This window comes from Leucobacter luti, assembly GCF_019464495.1.
GTDB classification, from domain to species: domain Bacteria; phylum Actinomycetota; class Actinomycetes; order Actinomycetales; family Microbacteriaceae; genus Leucobacter; species Leucobacter luti_A.
Map to the genome: position 1 here is coordinate 987,173 of NZ_CP080492.1, position 16,410 is coordinate 1,003,582.

General features: G+C 64.7%; 13 protein-coding genes, 1 tRNA gene and 1 pseudogene. 5 read left to right on the plus strand and 10 right to left on the minus strand.

Going from position 1 to position 16,410, the window contains the following annotated elements; all coding sequences use genetic code 11:
* The first annotated feature begins 1 nt into the window (after nucleotide 1).
* From K1X41_RS04500 to K1X41_RS04510, 3 genes are read left to right on the plus strand one after another with little or no spacing between them, the layout of a single operon-like run.
* Nucleotides 2-1,297 carry a molybdopterin molybdotransferase MoeA gene (locus K1X41_RS04500; RefSeq protein ID WP_220175412.1) on the plus strand — a complete coding sequence of 432 codons (1,296 nt, stop codon included), beginning with the start codon at nucleotides 2-4 and terminating at the stop codon, nucleotides 1,295-1,297.
* Nucleotides 1,290-1,772, plus strand: coding sequence for a cyclic pyranopterin monophosphate synthase MoaC (moaC, locus tag K1X41_RS04505; protein WP_220175413.1), 483 nt, complete (start codon nucleotides 1,290-1,292; stop codon nucleotides 1,770-1,772). Before K1X41_RS04500 ends, moaC begins: the two co-directional genes overlap by 8 nt.
* Nucleotides 1,769-2,404 (plus strand): MogA/MoaB family molybdenum cofactor biosynthesis protein, encoded by a 636-nt coding sequence (locus K1X41_RS04510; RefSeq protein WP_309478070.1) that lies wholly within the window; start codon nucleotides 1,769-1,771, stop codon nucleotides 2,402-2,404. Before moaC ends, K1X41_RS04510 begins: the two co-directional genes overlap by 4 nt.
* Here the strand turns inward: K1X41_RS04510 and K1X41_RS04515 are convergent.
* Both K1X41_RS04515 and K1X41_RS04520 read right to left on the minus strand, forming a co-directional pair.
* Nucleotides 2,401-3,828, minus strand: a complete 1,428-nt coding sequence (locus tag K1X41_RS04515; protein WP_132205252.1) for an NCS2 family permease — start codon at nucleotides 3,826-3,828, stop codon at nucleotides 2,401-2,403. The two genes, K1X41_RS04510 and K1X41_RS04515, sit on opposite strands and share 4 nt — an antisense overlap.
* 197 nt (nucleotides 3,829-4,025) lie before the next feature.
* The gene (locus tag K1X41_RS04520; RefSeq protein ID WP_279388393.1) at nucleotides 4,026-4,397 is read right to left on the minus strand and encodes an FKBP-type peptidyl-prolyl cis-trans isomerase; all 372 of its coding nucleotides are present in this window, start codon (nucleotides 4,395-4,397) and stop codon (nucleotides 4,026-4,028) included.
* A 120-nt stretch (nucleotides 4,398-4,517) separates the two neighbouring features.
* Here K1X41_RS04520 and K1X41_RS04525 point away from each other — a divergent pair, with 120 nt between their 5' ends.
* Complete coding sequence (locus K1X41_RS04525; RefSeq protein WP_132204675.1) at nucleotides 4,518-5,384, plus strand: fumarylacetoacetate hydrolase family protein; 867 nt, start codon at nucleotides 4,518-4,520, stop codon at nucleotides 5,382-5,384.
* A gap of 248 nt (nucleotides 5,385-5,632) precedes the next feature.
* Here K1X41_RS04525 and K1X41_RS04530 read toward each other — a convergent pair whose 3' ends face one another.
* From K1X41_RS04530 to K1X41_RS04560, 7 genes and pseudogenes are all read right to left on the minus strand, one after another.
* A complete protein-coding gene (locus tag K1X41_RS04530) occupies nucleotides 5,633-7,126 on the minus strand; it encodes an aspartate ammonia-lyase (protein ID WP_132204673.1) in 1,494 nt (497 codons plus the stop codon).
* Between the two features lie 168 nt (nucleotides 7,127-7,294).
* Nucleotides 7,295-8,845, minus strand: coding sequence for an MFS transporter (locus tag K1X41_RS04535; RefSeq protein ID WP_220175775.1), 1,551 nt, complete (start codon nucleotides 8,843-8,845; stop codon nucleotides 7,295-7,297).
* A 235-nt stretch (nucleotides 8,846-9,080) separates the two neighbouring features.
* Nucleotides 9,081-9,953, minus strand: coding sequence for a M48 family metallopeptidase (locus K1X41_RS04540; protein WP_132204671.1), 873 nt, complete (start codon nucleotides 9,951-9,953; stop codon nucleotides 9,081-9,083).
* Between the two features lie 12 nt (nucleotides 9,954-9,965).
* Complete coding sequence (locus K1X41_RS04545; RefSeq protein ID WP_132204669.1) at nucleotides 9,966-10,535, minus strand: LemA family protein; 570 nt, start codon at nucleotides 10,533-10,535, stop codon at nucleotides 9,966-9,968.
* 122 nt (nucleotides 10,536-10,657) lie between these two features.
* Entirely contained in the window at nucleotides 10,658-11,917 is a 1,260-nt protein-coding gene (locus tag K1X41_RS04550) for a D-arabinono-1,4-lactone oxidase (protein WP_258566653.1), read from the minus strand.
* Nucleotides 11,918-11,994: 77 nt separating this feature from the next.
* Nucleotides 11,995-13,247: pseudogene (locus K1X41_RS04555) on the minus strand (alanine racemase).
* A 205-nt stretch (nucleotides 13,248-13,452) separates the two neighbouring features.
* Nucleotides 13,453-13,602 carry a hypothetical protein gene (locus K1X41_RS04560; RefSeq protein ID WP_220175415.1) on the minus strand — a complete coding sequence of 50 codons (150 nt, stop codon included), beginning with the start codon at nucleotides 13,600-13,602 and terminating at the stop codon, nucleotides 13,453-13,455.
* A gap of 129 nt (nucleotides 13,603-13,731) precedes the next feature.
* Between K1X41_RS04560 and K1X41_RS04565 the strand changes: the two genes are divergently transcribed.
* Nucleotides 13,732-13,805, plus strand: a tRNA-Leu gene (locus K1X41_RS04565).
* 522 nt (nucleotides 13,806-14,327) lie between these two features.
* Here the strand turns inward: K1X41_RS04565 and K1X41_RS15920 are convergent.
* Nucleotides 14,328-16,280, minus strand: a complete 1,953-nt coding sequence (locus tag K1X41_RS15920; RefSeq protein ID WP_220175416.1) for a putative Ig domain-containing protein — start codon at nucleotides 16,278-16,280, stop codon at nucleotides 14,328-14,330.
* Between the last annotated feature and the right edge of the window lie 130 nt (nucleotides 16,281-16,410).

Here is a 16,410-nt window from a genome sequence, read left to right on the forward strand (position 1 = left end):
CATGCGCACCGTCACTGCACACACCGCGCTCGTACGCGGGCTCCTCGATCCCATGCTCGCAGAGTTGGCACAGGCCACTCCCGAGCACGTGGGAATCGGGCACCCAGAGCTTGCAGGGCGCGTGATCGCCATCGATCTGACCGCAGCAACTCCGTTGCCGCCGTTCGAGAACTCCCAGATGGACGGGTATGCCGTGCGCCACAGGGACCTCCTCGAGGCGGCGGAAGCGGCCGAGCCGGCGGATCCCGCGGCCGCGCGCTCCGCGTCCATCACGCTCCCGATCGGTCGCACCGTGGCGGCAGGCGATGCGCCGATCCCGCACGCTCCTGGCACCGCGTCGCCCGTCATGACCGGAGCCGCAATGCCCGTCGGCGCCGACACCGTGATCCCTGTCGAGCGCGCGAATCCCGCCCACTTCACGGAACTCTCCCGAGCAGGAGACCCGGAGCCCAGCGGCACGGTGACCTTTGCTTCCACACCACCACGCGGCGAGTTCGTGCGCGCACGAGGATCCGATCTTCCCGCAGGCGCGACGCTGCTCACCGCAGGGACACGCCTCACTCCGGCACGGATAGGGCTGCTCGCGGGAGCGGGAGTTACCGAGGTGCCCGTGCGCGTGCGTCCCCGCGTCCTGCTCGTGGCCACGGGAGATGAGGTAGCAGACCCGGGCGCCATCCGCGCCGCAGGCCAGATCCACGATGCCAACACTCCGCTGCTCGCCGCGCTCCTCACCGGCCTCGGCGCCGAGGTTCGGACCAGACGGACCGGCGACACCGCCGCTGAACTGCAGCACATCCTCACCGCAGCAGCTGAGTCGGTCGACCTCATCGTGACCTCGGGCGGGATCAGCGCCGGTGCATATGAGGTGGTCCGCGATGCGCTCACTGAGTACGGCGTCGAATTCGCGGGGCTCGCGCTGCAACCGGGCGGTCCACAAGGGCTCGGTCGCTGGGCGGTCAATGGCTCCGCAGTTCCCGTGCTCTGTTTCCCAGGGAACCCCGTCAGCTCGGCGCTCTCCGCGGAACTCTTTGTTGCCCCCGCCCTGCGCGGCTACGCCGGGCGCCCCGAAGCCCTCCCCGTCGAACAGCGCACGCTGGCACACGAACTGCACTCACCACTGCACAAACACCAAGTCCGGCGTGGTCACCTCGACGCGGACGGTCGCGTGCACGTGACGGCGCCCGGATCCCATCTGCTCGCTGATCTCGCGGCAGCGGAGCTGCTTGCACACGTCCCGGTCGGGGTGGAACACCTCCCCGCAGGATCCCCGATTGAAATCTGGAGACTTCATGACTGACGATACCCGAGGGCTGACGCACCTGCGAGCCGACGGAAGCGCCCACATGGTGGATGTCACGGAGAAAGCCGTCACGAAGCGCACAGCGCGCGCAGAGGCGGTGTTGGAAACGCGCACGGACGTCGTCGCGCAGCTGATCGCCGGCGAGCTCCCCAAGGGCGAGGCCCTCGGCACCGCGCGCATCGCTGGCATTATGGCCGCCAAACGTACCTGGGAGCTCATCCCGCTCTGCCATCCGCTCCCCCTCACGAAGCTCGCGATCGACTTCGAGCCGCAATCCGACCGGGTGCGGATCCTCGCCACCGTCACGACGCGCGGGGTGACCGGCGTCGAGATGGAAGCGCTCACCGCGGTGAGCGTCGCAGCACTCACGCTCTACGACATGATCAAAGCCGTTGACAAGCACGCAGTGATCACCGGGACGCGGGTGCTCGCCAAATCCGGCGGCAAGAGCGGTGACTGGGAACTCGAGTGAGCGCGGGTGAGGTCGGAGCCGTAGGACACGCGCGCACGGCCCGCGTTATCGTGGCGTCAACGAGCGCGGCAGCAGGATCAACGCAAGATCACACCGGACCCCAGATAGCTGCGTGGCTCACCCAGCTCGGTTTCAGCGTGGCAGAACCCGAAGTCGTTGCCGACGGTGAGCCTGTCGGGCATGCGGTACGACAGGCGCTCGCCGCAGCGACCACGGTCATCCTCACGACAGGTGGCACCGGCATCACTCCGAGCGATCGCACGCCGGAGGCGGTCGCTCCGCTGCTCGAGTGTGAACTGCCCGGCATCATCGAAGAACTGCGACGCCGAGGGGCTCAGACGACGCCTGGCGCACTGCTCACACGCGGCGTTGCTGGCTGCACGGGGCAGAGCTTTGTGATGACCCTTCCGGGTTCCCCGGCGGTGTCGCGGACGGGCTTGCGATATTGGAGCCGATGCTCGGCCACTTACTCGCACAGCTCACGGGTGGGCCCGACGCGTCACCGCATGCTCCGCGACGCTGAGCCACTGCATCGTGCCTGGCTGCGATGCACGCCCTGCGTTCCCGCAGCGCGGCCCGTGCTGCTCCCTGGGCGGGAGCTGCACGGGCCGCGAGGCACACCGGCGGGCTAAACCCCCAGCAGTGTCTCGATCGGGCCGCGTGCAAAGAAGATCACGAAGCCGAGCGAAACGATCCAGAGCAGCCAGTGCACCTGCTTAGCCTTGCCCGTGCACGCGTGCACCAGCACCCAGGACACGAAACCAGCGCCGATGCCGTTGGCAATCGAATAGCTCAGCGGCATGACAGCAGCCGTGAGGAACACCGGCAGCAGCACGCGGAAGTCGGTGAGATCGATGTTCGCAATTTGCGACATCATCATGGCTCCCACGATCACCAGCGCCGCCGCCGCGACTTCGGTGGGCACGATCTCGGTGAGCGGTGTGAAGAACATCGCGAGCAGGAACACGAGCCCAGTCACGACATTCGCAAACCCGGTACGCGCGCCCTCGCCGATCCCTGCACCCGATTCGATGAACACGGTCGTTGAAGATGACGACGTGCCACCGCCGACCACGGCTCCGACGCCCTCCACGATCAGGGCCGACTTGATGCGGGGAAAGTTCCCCTTCGCATCAGCAAGGTTTGCCTCGCGCGACAGGCCCGTCATGGTGCCCATCGCATCAAAAAAGTTGGTGAACAGCAGCGTGAAGACCAGCATGATCACCGTGACGATGCCCACTTTGCCAAAGTCGAAACTCACTGCCCCGACCAGGCCAAGATCCGGTACCGCGAACGGGTTGCCGCCCAGCACCGGCTCTGTGAGACTCCAGCCCCCGGGGTTGACCGCGCCGTCTGCGCCGAACTTCGGACCGATCTTCCAAATGGCCTCGACGATCACGGCAATCACCGTGCCGGTGACAAGACCGATCAGGATCCCGCCCTTGACCTTCTTCGCGACGAGAATGCCTGTGAGGAGCAGGGTAACAATGAAGATGACGGTCGGGACCGTTGCGATGAAGCCAACGCCTGCTGGCCCGAGCCCCACAGGAGGCGATGACTGGCCGGTCGCATCAACGAAACCGGAGTTCACAAACCCAATGAACGCGATAAAGAAACCGATACCGACGGTAATCGCGAGCTTCAACTGCACGGGCACAGCGTCAAAGATCATGCGTCGGAGTCCGGTCGCTGCGAGCAGCACGATGAGCAGACCGTTGATGACCACGATCGCCATAGCTTCCGGCCAGGTCACCTCCTGCACGACAGAGAAAGCCAGGAAGGCGTTAATCCCGAGACCAGCGGCAAACGCGAACGGGAGGCGTGAGACGATGCCGAACAGAATCGTCATCACACCGGCGGCGAGGGCCGTTACGGCGCTCACCTGACCGAATTCGAGGATGTTCCCCGCGACATCCTCTTTGCCCGACAGGATGATCGGGTTGAGGATGACGATATAGGCCATCGTCACAAAGGTGACAAGGCCACCTCGGATCTCGGTGCCAAAGGTGGATCCGCGCTCAGAGATATGGAAGAAGCGATCGAGCGCCCCCGTCATCCCCGCGGCTGGTTGCTGACTCGTTTCCTGTTTGGCGTTGGCCACAGGTGCTCCATTTCCCTCAAGCTGGGCGTTTCCTGAACAGCAGTACGCTATCACCTACGCGTCGCCAGCTCATTTCGCCTGAGGATTCAGCACCAGAAACGAAACCACCCCGACCGGGAATCCGGACGGGGTGGTTTCGCGTGGCAGAGAGGTTAGCTCACGCCGAGCAGATCAATGATGAAGATGAGGGTCTTCCCGGAAAGCGGGTGCCCGCCGGAGGTGCCGTAGGCCTGAGCAGGTGGCACGATGAGCTTCCGACGCCCCCCAACCTTCATGCCGGGGATACCCACCTGCCAGCCCTGGATCAGCGCACGCAGAGGGAAGTTGATGGACTCGCCACGGCTCCAGGATGAATCAAACTCTTCCCCCGAGTCGTGTTCTACACCGAGGTAGTGCACATCGACAGTGGAGCTCGCGAGCGCCTCCTCGCCGCTGCCCTCTACGATGTCTACGATCTGCAGTTCCGTGGGCGCAGGCCCGTCGGGGAACTCGATCTCCGGCTTCGTCATCGGTGTTTCAGTCATGAACTCATTCTCTCTGATTTCGCGGTGCCCGTGCCTCCGAGTTCGCTCAGAGGGAACCGGCAGGACATCCCGGGTGGGGCGGCGCCCCCAGTGAGTCGCCAGGTCAGATATCCTGGAACCGTGAGATTCGCGCATCTGATCCCCGCCCCTACGTCTGCCCCCGAGCTCGTCGTCGTGCACGACGAGCGATACGTTGCCGCTCGCGCGCTCGGCGCGAACTACGCGACGCTCCAGCAGCTCATCGAGGCTGGTGGCGAGGCTGTCGATCAGCTCCGCGCGGCCGCTGCCGCAGCCCCCGCCGATGCCTGGCAGGATCTCGCGAACGTGAGCTACGGACCCGCCATCCTTGGCGCACCGATCGTGCTCGCCGTCGGCCTGAACTACGACGAGCACGCGAGCGAGCTGAGCCTCGACAACGACTCCGGTCCGGTGCTGTTCTCGCTCTTCCCGAACTCGCTCGGCGCGCACAACGGCGAGGTCCCGATCCCGGTCCACATCAGCGAAGAGGTGGACTACGAGGGCGAACTCGGAGTGGTCATCGGCCGAGCAGCCAAGAACGTCACAGCCGATGAGGCACTTGACTACGTCTTTGGCTACACCGTCATCAACGACATCACGGCCCGCAACGTGCAGTTTCAGGAGCCGCAGTGGTCACGCTGCAAGTCTTTCGACGGCTTCACCCCTGTTGGTCCTGTCGTCGTGACAGCCGATGAAATTCCGGATCCGCAGGCGCTGGCGATCACGACTGATGTCGACGGCCTGCGGGTGCAGGACTCAACGACCGGTTTCATGGTCCGCACCGTCGCAGAGCTCATCGCGTCGATCTCGCAGTCTCTGACTCTTCTTCCCGGCACGGTCATCTCGACCGGCTCCCCCGGCGGCGCCGGTCGCTCGCGGAAGCCGCCGCTGTATCTCGTGCCCGGCACCGAGGTGACGGTCAGCATTGAGAACGTCGGTGTACTCACCTCGCACTGCACCAGGGCGTAGTCCGGCACGGATCCGCGCGCTCTCCGACCTCGACGGCCGAGAGCACCCCAGGAAGTGACGAACTCCCCCTCACTGTGACGAATGCGTCGTGACGGTGAGGGGGAGTTCTGTTGTCGGAGGTCAACACGAGATTCCGGGATTGCAACTGCAGCACTGGAGCCAGGGAACCGGCTCAGCGGTACACGCCACAGGGGCGGCGGGAATATGCTCCCGCCGCCCCTGTGGCACCGTGTGTGGTCCGCTGCGGACTACGCGTTCGTGTCAGCGTCCGCTTCTGATCCCGACTCGAGCTTCTGCGGAGCTCCTGGGATGATGTCGATCGTCCCGGTCTCCGGTGCGAGGCCAGCGAGTTTCTGCGGCTGCAGCATGTCGTCGAGCTGCTCCTGGTCGAGCAGGCCGCGCGACACCACGAGCTCGGAGACCTTCGCGTTTGTGGCGAGCGCCTCCTTCGCGAGCTTCGCAGCCTCCGCGTAGCCGATGACCGGTGCGAGCGCGGTGATCACGGTCACCGAGCGAGCGACCATGTCCTCAAGGCGCTCCTCATTCGCGGTGATCCCGTCGACGCAGTTCACGCGCAGCGTCTGGCATGCGCGCTCCAGCCACGTGATCGACTGGAACAGTGAGTGTGCGATGATCGGCTCAAATGCGTTCAGCTGGAGCTGACCCGCTTCAACAGCCATCGAGACCGTGACATCGGAGCCGGCGATCGCGTAGGCCACCTGCGAAACAGCTTCCGGGATCACCGGGTTGACCTTGCCCGGCATGATTGAAGAGCCTGCCTGGCGCGCAGGAAGATTGATCTCACCGAGGCCCGCCTGCGGGCCGGAGGACAGCAGACGGAGGTCGTTGGAGATCTTCGAGAGTTTCAGTGCGCTGCGCTTGAGCGCAGCGGAGAACGTCACAAAGACGCCCGTGTCGCTCGTGGACTCCACGAGGTCACCTGCGGTCTCCAAGTTGAGTTCAGTGATCTCACGAAGGTGCCGAATCACGGCCTCCTTGTAGCCCTTCGGCGCGTTGATACCGGTGCCGATGGCCGTCGCACCCATGTTGACCTCGCCGAGCAGCGAAACGGCCTCCTGCAGCCGCTCGATATCCTCGCGCAGCGTCACGGCGAAGGCGTTGAACTCCTGGCCGAGCGTCATCGGCACGGCGTCCTGCAACTGCGTGCGCCCGACCTTGATGATGTGCGAGAACTCGCGGCCCTTAGCGGCGAACGATTCGGAGAGCAAGCGCAGCTCTTCGAGCAGACTGTCCAGCGAGAACGCGAGCGAGATCTTGATCGCGGTCGGGTACGTGTCGTTGGTCGACTGGCTGTGGTTCGTGTGGTCGTTCGGGTTGATGTACGAGTAATCACCCTTGGCGTGGCCGGCAAGCTCAAGCGCCCGGTTCGTAATGACCTCGTTCGCGTTCATGTTGCTCGATGTGCCGGCACCACCCTGGACGACGCCAACAACGAACTGATCGTGCAGCATCCCGGTCTTGATTTCCTCGCACGCACGGTCGATCAGCGTGGCGCGCTGCTCGTCGAGCGCCCCGATCTCAAGGTTGGCGCGCGCTGCTGCCTGCTTCACACACGCGAAGGCTCGGATGAAATCGGGGTACACCGAGATGGGTCGGCGTGCGATCGGGAAATTCTCGTGCGCACGGGCAGTATGAACTCCCCAGTATGCAGAAGCGGGGATCTCGACGCTGCCGAGGGAATCCGTTTCAGTGCGAGTCTGGGCGGACAGAAAGTCACTCACCGGTTATCTTGCTCCAGGTTCGGAAAGGGTGCGGACTTGCCGCCGGGTCGGACCCAGCCTACCCCGCTTCAGAGGCCGCGGCCAGCCGATCGCGGCCGCGTCTCCCCCGGATCCATTTCCGGCCACGAAAGCACACGCAACCGGATGCAACAGTGCGGGATTTCGGGTTCAGCGCGGCGCAGGGCCGGGACGATCCCGGGGCTGCTCGGGATCCGGCTCGGCCTCGGACTCGTCCGCACTATCGGGCTCAATACCCCGCTCGAACTCGACGTCAGTACCGGCAGCGGCAGCGGCATCGGCATCGGCATCGGCGAGATTTCGTGCCCCGGCTGGCTCAGCCAGCCGGATGACTCCGGTGGGCACCTCTTGTGGCGCTGACTCGCCCAGCGGATCTGGATCTGGCTCACGGCGCAGCACCGAGATCGGTGCGGTCAGCGTTTCCGACTGCCGTGCGGGGTTGTCGTCGAGGCCAGGTCGACCGACGTGCGTGACGCGCCAATTCCACCCTTCGCGGTGGAACCTGAGGCCACGCTCAGTGAGCAGCCAGGTCATCCCGATCGCGAACGCGAGCAGCGCGGCGACGGCGCTGATGATGAGTGTGGAGCGGGCCCCCAGCGCGTTTGCTGCGGCCCCCACGAGCGGGGCGCCGATCGGAGTGCCCCCCATCAGGATCGCCATGTAGAGGGCAAGGACGCGGCCGCGCACTGCCGGATCCGCGGTCGTCTGCACAAAACCGTTCGCCGTGGTGAGCATCGTCGAGATCGCGAGGCCAAGAAAGACGAGGGTCGCCGCGAACGTCCAGAACGACGGCATGAGCGCTGCAATGAGGCTCACGACTCCGATCCCCCCGACTGAGATGATCACCACTCGCATCCTGGCGGCCGGGCGCCGGGCGGAGAGCAGAGCGCCAGAGAGCGAACCGATCGCGAGAATCGAGGAGAGCAAGCCGTAGTCGCTCGCACCCCTGCCGAACTCGACGGCCATCGTCGACGACATCACCGGGAAGTTCATGCTGAATGCTCCGACGAGGAACACAATCATGAAGATCACCAGGAGATCATGCCGTTTCCGTACATACCGGAACCCCGCAAGGAGCTGGTGCAGCTGAGACTCACGCTGTGCCGTGACTGGCGGAGCCACCCGGCGCGCGGTGATGAGCACCAGCGCGCCAAGCACGGCGAGGAAGGAGACACCATTGATGATGAAGACCCACCCAGACCCGACCACGGCGATGAGCACGCCGGCAACGGCCGGGCCGATGAGGCGCGCTGAGTTGAACGAGGCTGAGTTCAGCGCGACCGCGTTGGAGAGTTGGTCGTTGCCGACTAAGTCTGAAACGAACGCCTGGCGCGAGGTCGTGTCGAAGGCGTTGACGATGCCGAGGGCAAGCGCGAAGCCGTAGAGGTGCCAGATCTCGGCCGCGCCGAACACGAGCAGGGCGCCCAGACCGAATGCGAGCAGCATGAGCAGCGACTGGGTCACGAGGAGTACCTTGCGCCGGTCGAAGCGATCCGCCACCGCTCCGCTGAACGGGACGAGCAGCAGCTGGGGCCCGAACTGCAGCGCCATTGTGGTGCCGACTGCCGCTGCGTCGTTGGCCGTGAGCTCGGTCAGCACGACCCAGTTCTGGGTGGTGGCCTGCATCCACGCGCCGACATTGGACACGAGCGCCCCGACGAACCAGATGCGGTAATTTCGCACTGAGAGGGAGCGGAACATGCTTGACACGGGTGTTGGCGACCTCCTCTGGCTCCTCCTACCCTATCGCTGCCTGTCCGTGCTCGCGCGAGTCAGCGCAGGTCGCTGTCGCTCCACGCGCAGAACTGAGGATCCGCGTGAACAGTCCGACGCAGGCAATAACGCGCTGCGATCCGCGCCACGATGCTCGTCACGATGCGCGCCGATACCGCCGCACGCGGGTGATGCCCAGAGACACCAGCGCGCCCACAGGATCTTAAAACTTACCGCCCATGTCGAGCAGGCGACGGATGCGCTCAGGGATCGGCGGGTGTGTGGCAAACAGCTTCTGCATCATGCCGGGCTTCAGCGGATCCGCGATCCAGAGGTGGGCCATGCTCGACTGCTGCTTTTGCAGCGGCTGGCCATACTCGGAAAGCTTGTGGAGCGCACTGGCGAGCGCTTCTGGGTGACGCGTGGTGAGCGCACCAGTGGCATCAGCAAGGTACTCGCGCTGCCGCGAGACGGCGAGCTGTACGAGTGTCGCGACGAGCGGAGCGACGAGCATTGCGACAAGCCCGAACACGAGCACGATCGGGTTGCCATTGTTGTTGTTCCGGCTAAAGAACGCCATCCGCACAAGCACATCGGCGATCATGCCGACGGCAACCACCAGCCCGTACACGATCATCGAGACGCGAATGTCGTAGTTGCGGACGTGTCCGAGCTCGTGTGCCATGACGCCCTCAAGCTCAGCGTCCGTCATGATGTCGAGCAGACCGGTGGTTGCTGCAACCACCGCGTGCTCCGGATCGCGGCCGGTTGCGAACGCGTTCGGGGCGGGATCGTGCACGATGTACACCTCGGGCATGGGCGTGCCCGTGGTGATCGAGAGGTTCTCGACGATCCGGTACAACCGGGGGTTGTCCGCCTGCGTGATCCGCTGCGCGCCGCTCATCGACAGCGCCTGACGCCCCGCCATGAAGTACTGGAAGAGGGCGTAGCCGATCGAAATCACCACGACCGTGATGACGATTCCTGGCGACTGGTAAATCGCACCAGCCAGCCAACCGAGCCCTCCGACAATGCCGATGAACAGCAGGATGATCAGGAAGCTGTTGACCTTGTTGCGTCGTATGGCGCTATACACGGTCGGTCCGGACTAGAACTGAATGCGGGGCGGCTCTGAGATCGCGGCGACGTCTTCGACCTCGAAGAAGTCACGCTCCGTGAAGCCCATGCCCCGGGCAAAGATGGTGTTGGGGAACACCTGAATCTTGGTGTTGTACTCGCGCACACCGCCGTTGAAGAAGCGTCGTGAGGCCTGGATCTTGTTTTCAGTGTCAACAAGTTCACTCTGCAGCTGCAGGAAGTTCTGGCTGGCCTGGAGCTGCGGGTAAGCCTCAGCGACGGCGAAGATGCTCTTCAGCGCAGACTGCATGTGGTTCTCTGCCTGCGAGGCCTCCGCCGGCCCCTGCGCAGAAATCGTCTCGGCCCGCGCCTTCGTCACCGCGTCGAACACGCCGGCCTCGTGCGCCGCATAGCCCTTCACCGTTTCAATCAGCGACGGGATCAGATCCGCACGTCGCTTGAGCTGAACGGTGATGTCACTCCACGCCTCATCAACTCGGACACGCAAGGTCACGAGCGAGTTGTACGTCGCCCAGACATAGATACCGAGAATAACGAGGACGCCGACAATAATCAGCGTGGTAATCAATCCACCAGACATACGTGCATCCTATCCAGCTTCGCCATGAAACCGCTGTGTGACTCGCGATCTCGTGGGCGACGATGCGGGTTCACCGGCTCGTCGCGAGCGTAGCCAGCGCCGCAGAGCACCGCGAGTCTCAGCTAGTCTCCGAGCACTCGCGCAAGGTACGGGTTCGTGAATACTCGCTCGGGATCGAGACGTTCCCGGATGGCGCGGAAGCGGTCGAAAGCCGGATAGCGCTCCCCGAGCTCTGCAGCGACACGCGAGTGCATCTTGCCCCAGTGCGGCCTCCCATCGTGCGCTGCAAGGATTGCCTCGGCATCCCGAAAGTAGCCGAGATCTCGATCACGGTGGTAGCGGTGCACCGCGATATATCCCGAGTCCCTCCCGTGGGCCGTGGAGAGCATCAGTTCATCCGCTGCAGCTGAGCGCACTTCAATGGGAAACGACACCCGATACCCGCGGCGGTCGATCATGGCGCGGAGTTCTCGGATCACATCGGCAACCGCCTCGAGTGGCACCGCATACTCCATCTCCCGGAACCGCACCCGTCGATTCGTCACGAATACCCGATGTGATTCGTCGACGTAGCGCCGCCGGCTCGACATCGTTTCGACGAAACGGTTGATTGCTGGCGTGGCGCGGGGCACAACGGCCCCGACTCCGACACAGGCGCCAAACGCGAAGTTGTTCGCGAGCTCTTCATCGATGAACCGTGAAACTCTGCCCAGCGGTTCGGACCCGTACTCCAGCGGAAACCGTGTGTTGGTCTTCGTGCGCACACTGTCGGTGTGAGGAAACCAAAAGAACTCGAAGTGATCCGCTGCCCTGGAGCGTGCAACGAAGCTCTCAAGCACGGCGTCGAGCGAGTCCGGGGCTTCCACGGCTTCGAGCAAGAACCTCGGCACACACTGGAGCGTCACCTCGGTAATCACTCCCAGCGCCCCGAGCCCCAGCGCCACCGCCGGGAGCAGCTCGGAGTTGTGCGTTGCATCAATCCGAAGCACGTCACCGGTGCCGGTAACAAGTTGCAACCCGACAATGCCGGTCGCAATCCCCCCGAGCCCCGTGCCGAGGCCGGTGCCGTGCGTGCCCGTCTGCGTCGCTCCGATAATCGATTGCCGGTCAATATCGCCCATATTGGGGAGCGCCAGCCCCAGCGGCCCGAGGATCGCGGGGAGCTGCCACAGCCTCGTGCCACCGCGAAGCGTCACCCTGCCAGTCGCTGGATCCGCTGCGACCAGCCCGCTCAACCGATCCATGGTGAGTCGAACGCCATCGGTCGCTCCGATCCCGGTAAAGCTGTGCGAGGCACCAATCGGCTTCACCACGTGACCGGTCTCTCGCGCGCGCTGCACCGCCTGCACCACGTGCTCAATCGACGTGGGAGCAACGCTCACTGCGGGCTGCGAAGATGCGGTGCGCGCCCAGTTGTGCCACCGAGATGGTGCTGCCGTACTCCCCCTCACTCGCCCGATCACAGGAAGCACTTCCCCTCACCGCGATAGCTCAGCACCGGATCGGCAGCCACCCCGTCCGCGCCCACCGGGACCACCTCGCTCGCGTGCTCAAGCGGCTCTCCCGCTTTGGTGTGCCTGAACCAGACACGATCCCCGGACGCAGCGCGGTCGCTGCGTCGCCTCGGACCGGGGTTTGCACTTCGCCCGCGCCCTCGCGCGGCTCATAGCTCAGTCCGACGGGCCACACCGGCAGCGGGAGCCGATCCGCGGCCGCTGGTCCCGACGCGATCCAGCCGCCCCCGAGCAGCGTTGCCCGGTCAGCTGTGGGCTTGCGTACGACATCGAGCGCGAAGCCCAGCGCGGGCGCCACATCAAACGCCGAGTAGTGATCGAACAAGTGCGGCCCGTAGAGCCCGCTGCCAGCGGCTACCTCGGTCACCGCCGCCTCAGCTGCGGTCTGGCCGACAGATCCAGTGCCGCCCCCATTGACGAACTCGAGATCTGCGATTTCGCGCACCGCGGCGACGGCGAGCGCGCGCCGCTCGGCAAGCTCTGCCCCGCTCGACTGCTGCACCCGGCGCAACAGGGCAGCCTGGGCACGGCTCCCCGGCCGATCGCCGACCCCAGCGATCTGTGCTTCGTACGCCATAATTCCCACGAGCGTGAAGCCCGGTCTCCCAACGACGAGCCGTGCGAACTCGCTCAGTTCTGTCGGGCTGTGCAGCGGCGAACGTCGCACCCCGATGTGCCCCAGCACCCGCGAACGCCACGAGGCATCGAGATCGATACAGATCCGGATCGGCGCCCGCTCCGCTGGCGCGGCCACAGCGTCGATCAGGTCGAGCTGTTCCACGCTGTCCACCATAAGCGTGACGCGTGCAGCGAGTTCGGGGGCGCCCGTCGCGAGCTCACGAATCGCTGCACGGTCAACACTCGGATATGCGACCACCACGTCGGGAAGCGTCTCAGCCAGCCAGTTTGCCTCGGCAACGGTGTAGGCGAGCACGCCGCGGAAGCCGGGCAAGGCGAGCACGGCATCGAGCACGGCGCGGGAGCGCACCGACTTGCTCGCCACCCGGATCGGGAGTCCGCCTGCTCGCCGCGCGAGATCGTCGGCGTTGCGCCGGAGCGCGGCGACGCTCAGAGCGAGGACCGGGGCCGCCCGATCCTGTGTCGCAGCGTCAAGCATGCTCCAGTAGCGTTCAGCATCCAACCAGGGCGCCAGCGCCGCCGCGGCCACTACATCGGGCCCCGTGAGATCCAGAGTCATGAACGCAGTGTATCCGCATCCAGACGGCGCATGGGAAGGAAGTGTTCTCGCTGCCCAGGCTCTTCGGATTCGAGCGATTCAGCACGATGCTGTTCAGATCGTCGACTCGGATTTCTCGCAGCGGGCGGCGCTTCGTGTGGGGTGAGCGCCCTGCAATTGCGTAGGCACTCCCCTCGGGGACACGAACCCCGTCCGAGCGACCGCTTCAACTCTCGCGGATAGCCCGATCGACCTCTGCCTGCCAGGCACGCTTCGCAGCCGTGCGCCGTGCGCGCCAAGCGCGTACCCGCATGAGCAGCGCCAGCGCCACCACCAGGACAATGACGATGATGAGCAGAATTTTCGCGAAGGCCACGCGAGCAGTGTACTCGGGGCGCGTGCCCTGGCGTCTGCTGACCCCGGTGACGCTCCGCAACGCGACCGCACACGCGAGGTGTAGCGCCAAGTGGAGGAGAGACCCGCGGCTATGGGAGCATTGCAGTGGCCCCCCATAGCCCAACTGGCAGAGGCAATCGACTTAAAATCGACACAGTCAGGGTTCGAATCCCTGTGGGGGGACGGCGGGCAGCCGTTCGGGCGGCAGCACGCAGTGCGCCTCTGTCGTCGCCTGTGCCACGTCAGCGTTCACTCGGCGCTTTGGAGACGAGCGATACACAGGCCTCATGTGAGCTCAGGTTCGCGGAGCACTCGGTGCACGCAAAGTCGAGGACCGCACTGCCCGCGACCATTCATGGCTCATGGCTCATGGCTCATGGCTCATGGCTCGAGATTCTCGCCGCCGTGAGTACGGGCGCAGTTTCGGTTCTCGGGAAAGCGGCATGCCGGCTCCCGACAGCGCGCTCATGCAGTCGTGAGCGCGGACCTCGTGAGCAGTCACGCCAGGTCACCATGGGCGACCAGAGTGGCCGTTGCGGAGCTCGTCCGCACCGGGAGCTTGGCACCCTGACGTGTGGGCGCGCGCTGAGGCCGAACGAACGACAGGGCCGAGTCGGCACCGTCGAAGCTCCGCTCCCGGTGTGAGCTGATCGGCGCTGGGCCGAGGACACCTGTTCCCCGGCCCAGCGCCGATCTGACCTCGTTTTACCGCTCGCGGCGTCCTCGTCCGGCCTCGGACGCGGTGCTGCGCCTCCGCGCGAAGAACACTCCAGCGCTTCCGAGTGCGATCGCACCGGCGGCGATCAGTGCGGCGAAGAGCGGCGTCCCAGCACCAGTCTGGCTGAGCGTCGCTGCAGCGGTGTGCCCCTCAGCACCGCTCGCCTGGGCAGCAGGATCTTTCGGTTGAGCGGGACTCGGTGAGTCCGTCCCATCGCCAGGGGTCGATGGAAGAGTCGGACCGGTGGGATCTGTCGGGCCGGTCGGGCCAGTTGGATCTGTCGGGCCCGTCGGTTCGTCCGCTTCGCTGACCACAAGCGTGTAGTCACGCATGTCGGTCCCAAACGCATCTGTGACTTCCACGGTGAACGTGAAGCTCCCGGCCGCAGTTGGCGTGCCATGCAGTGTTCCGCTGGCCGCATCGATGCGCATACCCGCGGGCAAAGCGGTCAGAGCTTCGGCGTCACGCACGGCCCAGTTCAGGTCGGAGTACCCCGTCGCGGTAATCACGGTGTCAGGGTATGCCTCGCCAACGATACCGTCAGCCAACGGACCCTCGAACGTGATCTGAGGTGCTGGTGTCGTGATTCGTGCCGCCGCGCTGGTCCCGGACTGACCCCAGAAATCGTCGCGCCAACGCACACGGTACTGCTGCTCAACCGCTGCAGCGGTCGCCACCACCTCCAGTTGCTCATCCACTGCCCCTTCGATGTCGGTCCAGGTTTCTCCATCGGCAGAAGACTGCCACATCACTCCGCCGCCATTGCCTCGTTTGATGCCCACGGCATTGGTTTCAAAGCGCACCAGCTCACCGGGATCAGTGATGTGCACATCGGACGGATCTGCAACGCTCGGCGTATTCACAATCGTGACGGTGCTGCCCTTCTCCGCGTTACTCCACCCTCCGTTTGCAGAGAGCAATTCACCCGTAACTGGATTCTTATTGATGGAGAAGGGTGCCGTGGGGGTCGCACGGAAGCTCTCGGAGCGTTTCCCGCTCGTGAGATCGGCTGCCATCAGTAGATCCCAGTACGGCACGTTTCCGAAGGCACGATCCAGTGTGTCGAAGCCGATCACCTCGTGCATGGGGCTCCCCACGGACGCCTGGGCGATGATTTCGTCCGAAACTGGGTTGAACGTACCGAGGCGTGTCCCCGAGCTGTCTGCGAAATAGACGCGCTCGTCGGTGCCGTCCACCCGGAGCGTTCCAACTGAATTGATACCCGGCAGCGTGACATCTTCGAGCAGCTCGAGTGTGTCTGCCGCGAGCGTGAGCACGTGGGATTCTCTTCCGACCAGGATCTTCGAGTCGTCCTGGATCAGTGCGAGTGCGTGAGCGTTCGAGCCTTGGAGTTGCACCCGGGCAAGTTCTTCGCCCGAGTATGCATCAAGCTTCAGGAGCAACCCGTTGAGTCCCAACACGAACACTGAATTGCCGTCGCGAGAGACCGCAATTTCCTGAATGTGGTCGGGGGCTGCTGCGAATTCAGGCAATAGCGTCCCCGTGGTGAGGTCGATAGCGCCGATTCCAGTGGAGAAGTACTCCTCCTGGAGCGCGAAGTAGGCACGAGTGCCGTCAGTGCTCAATCGAATGTATCCAGCACCAATGGACGGCAAGGGAATCCGTTGCACGACTTCCCGAGACGCCATATCGATCACAACGAACTCACTGAGCTCGTCTCCCACCACATAGCCGGTGGTCCCATCAGGCGAAGCGACGAAGTCGCTTGGACGGCTTGCTTCGCCGATCTCGATCTCGGTCTGAAGATCAGGGGTAAACGACGTCGCGGATGAGCGCGTTCCAGGCGCGCCGTCGTTCGGCTCCGACGGCCGGTCGAGCGCAAACGCGGGGGCTGCCAGTGTCAGCGTGAGTACGCCCGCGAGTGCAGTCCCGATGATTGCGCGAGTCTGAGTCTTCTCCAATAGTCGTGCAGCGCCCATGCGAAAGGCACTCCTTCCCCCAGGCCCTTCCGGGCCACCGATACCGCGCGGGATGTGGCCGCGGGGTGGAGCGCTGCGGGAGTCCGCTGCGCTCAGGGGGCCCATGCTTATTCCCCCTACGTTCAAAGCT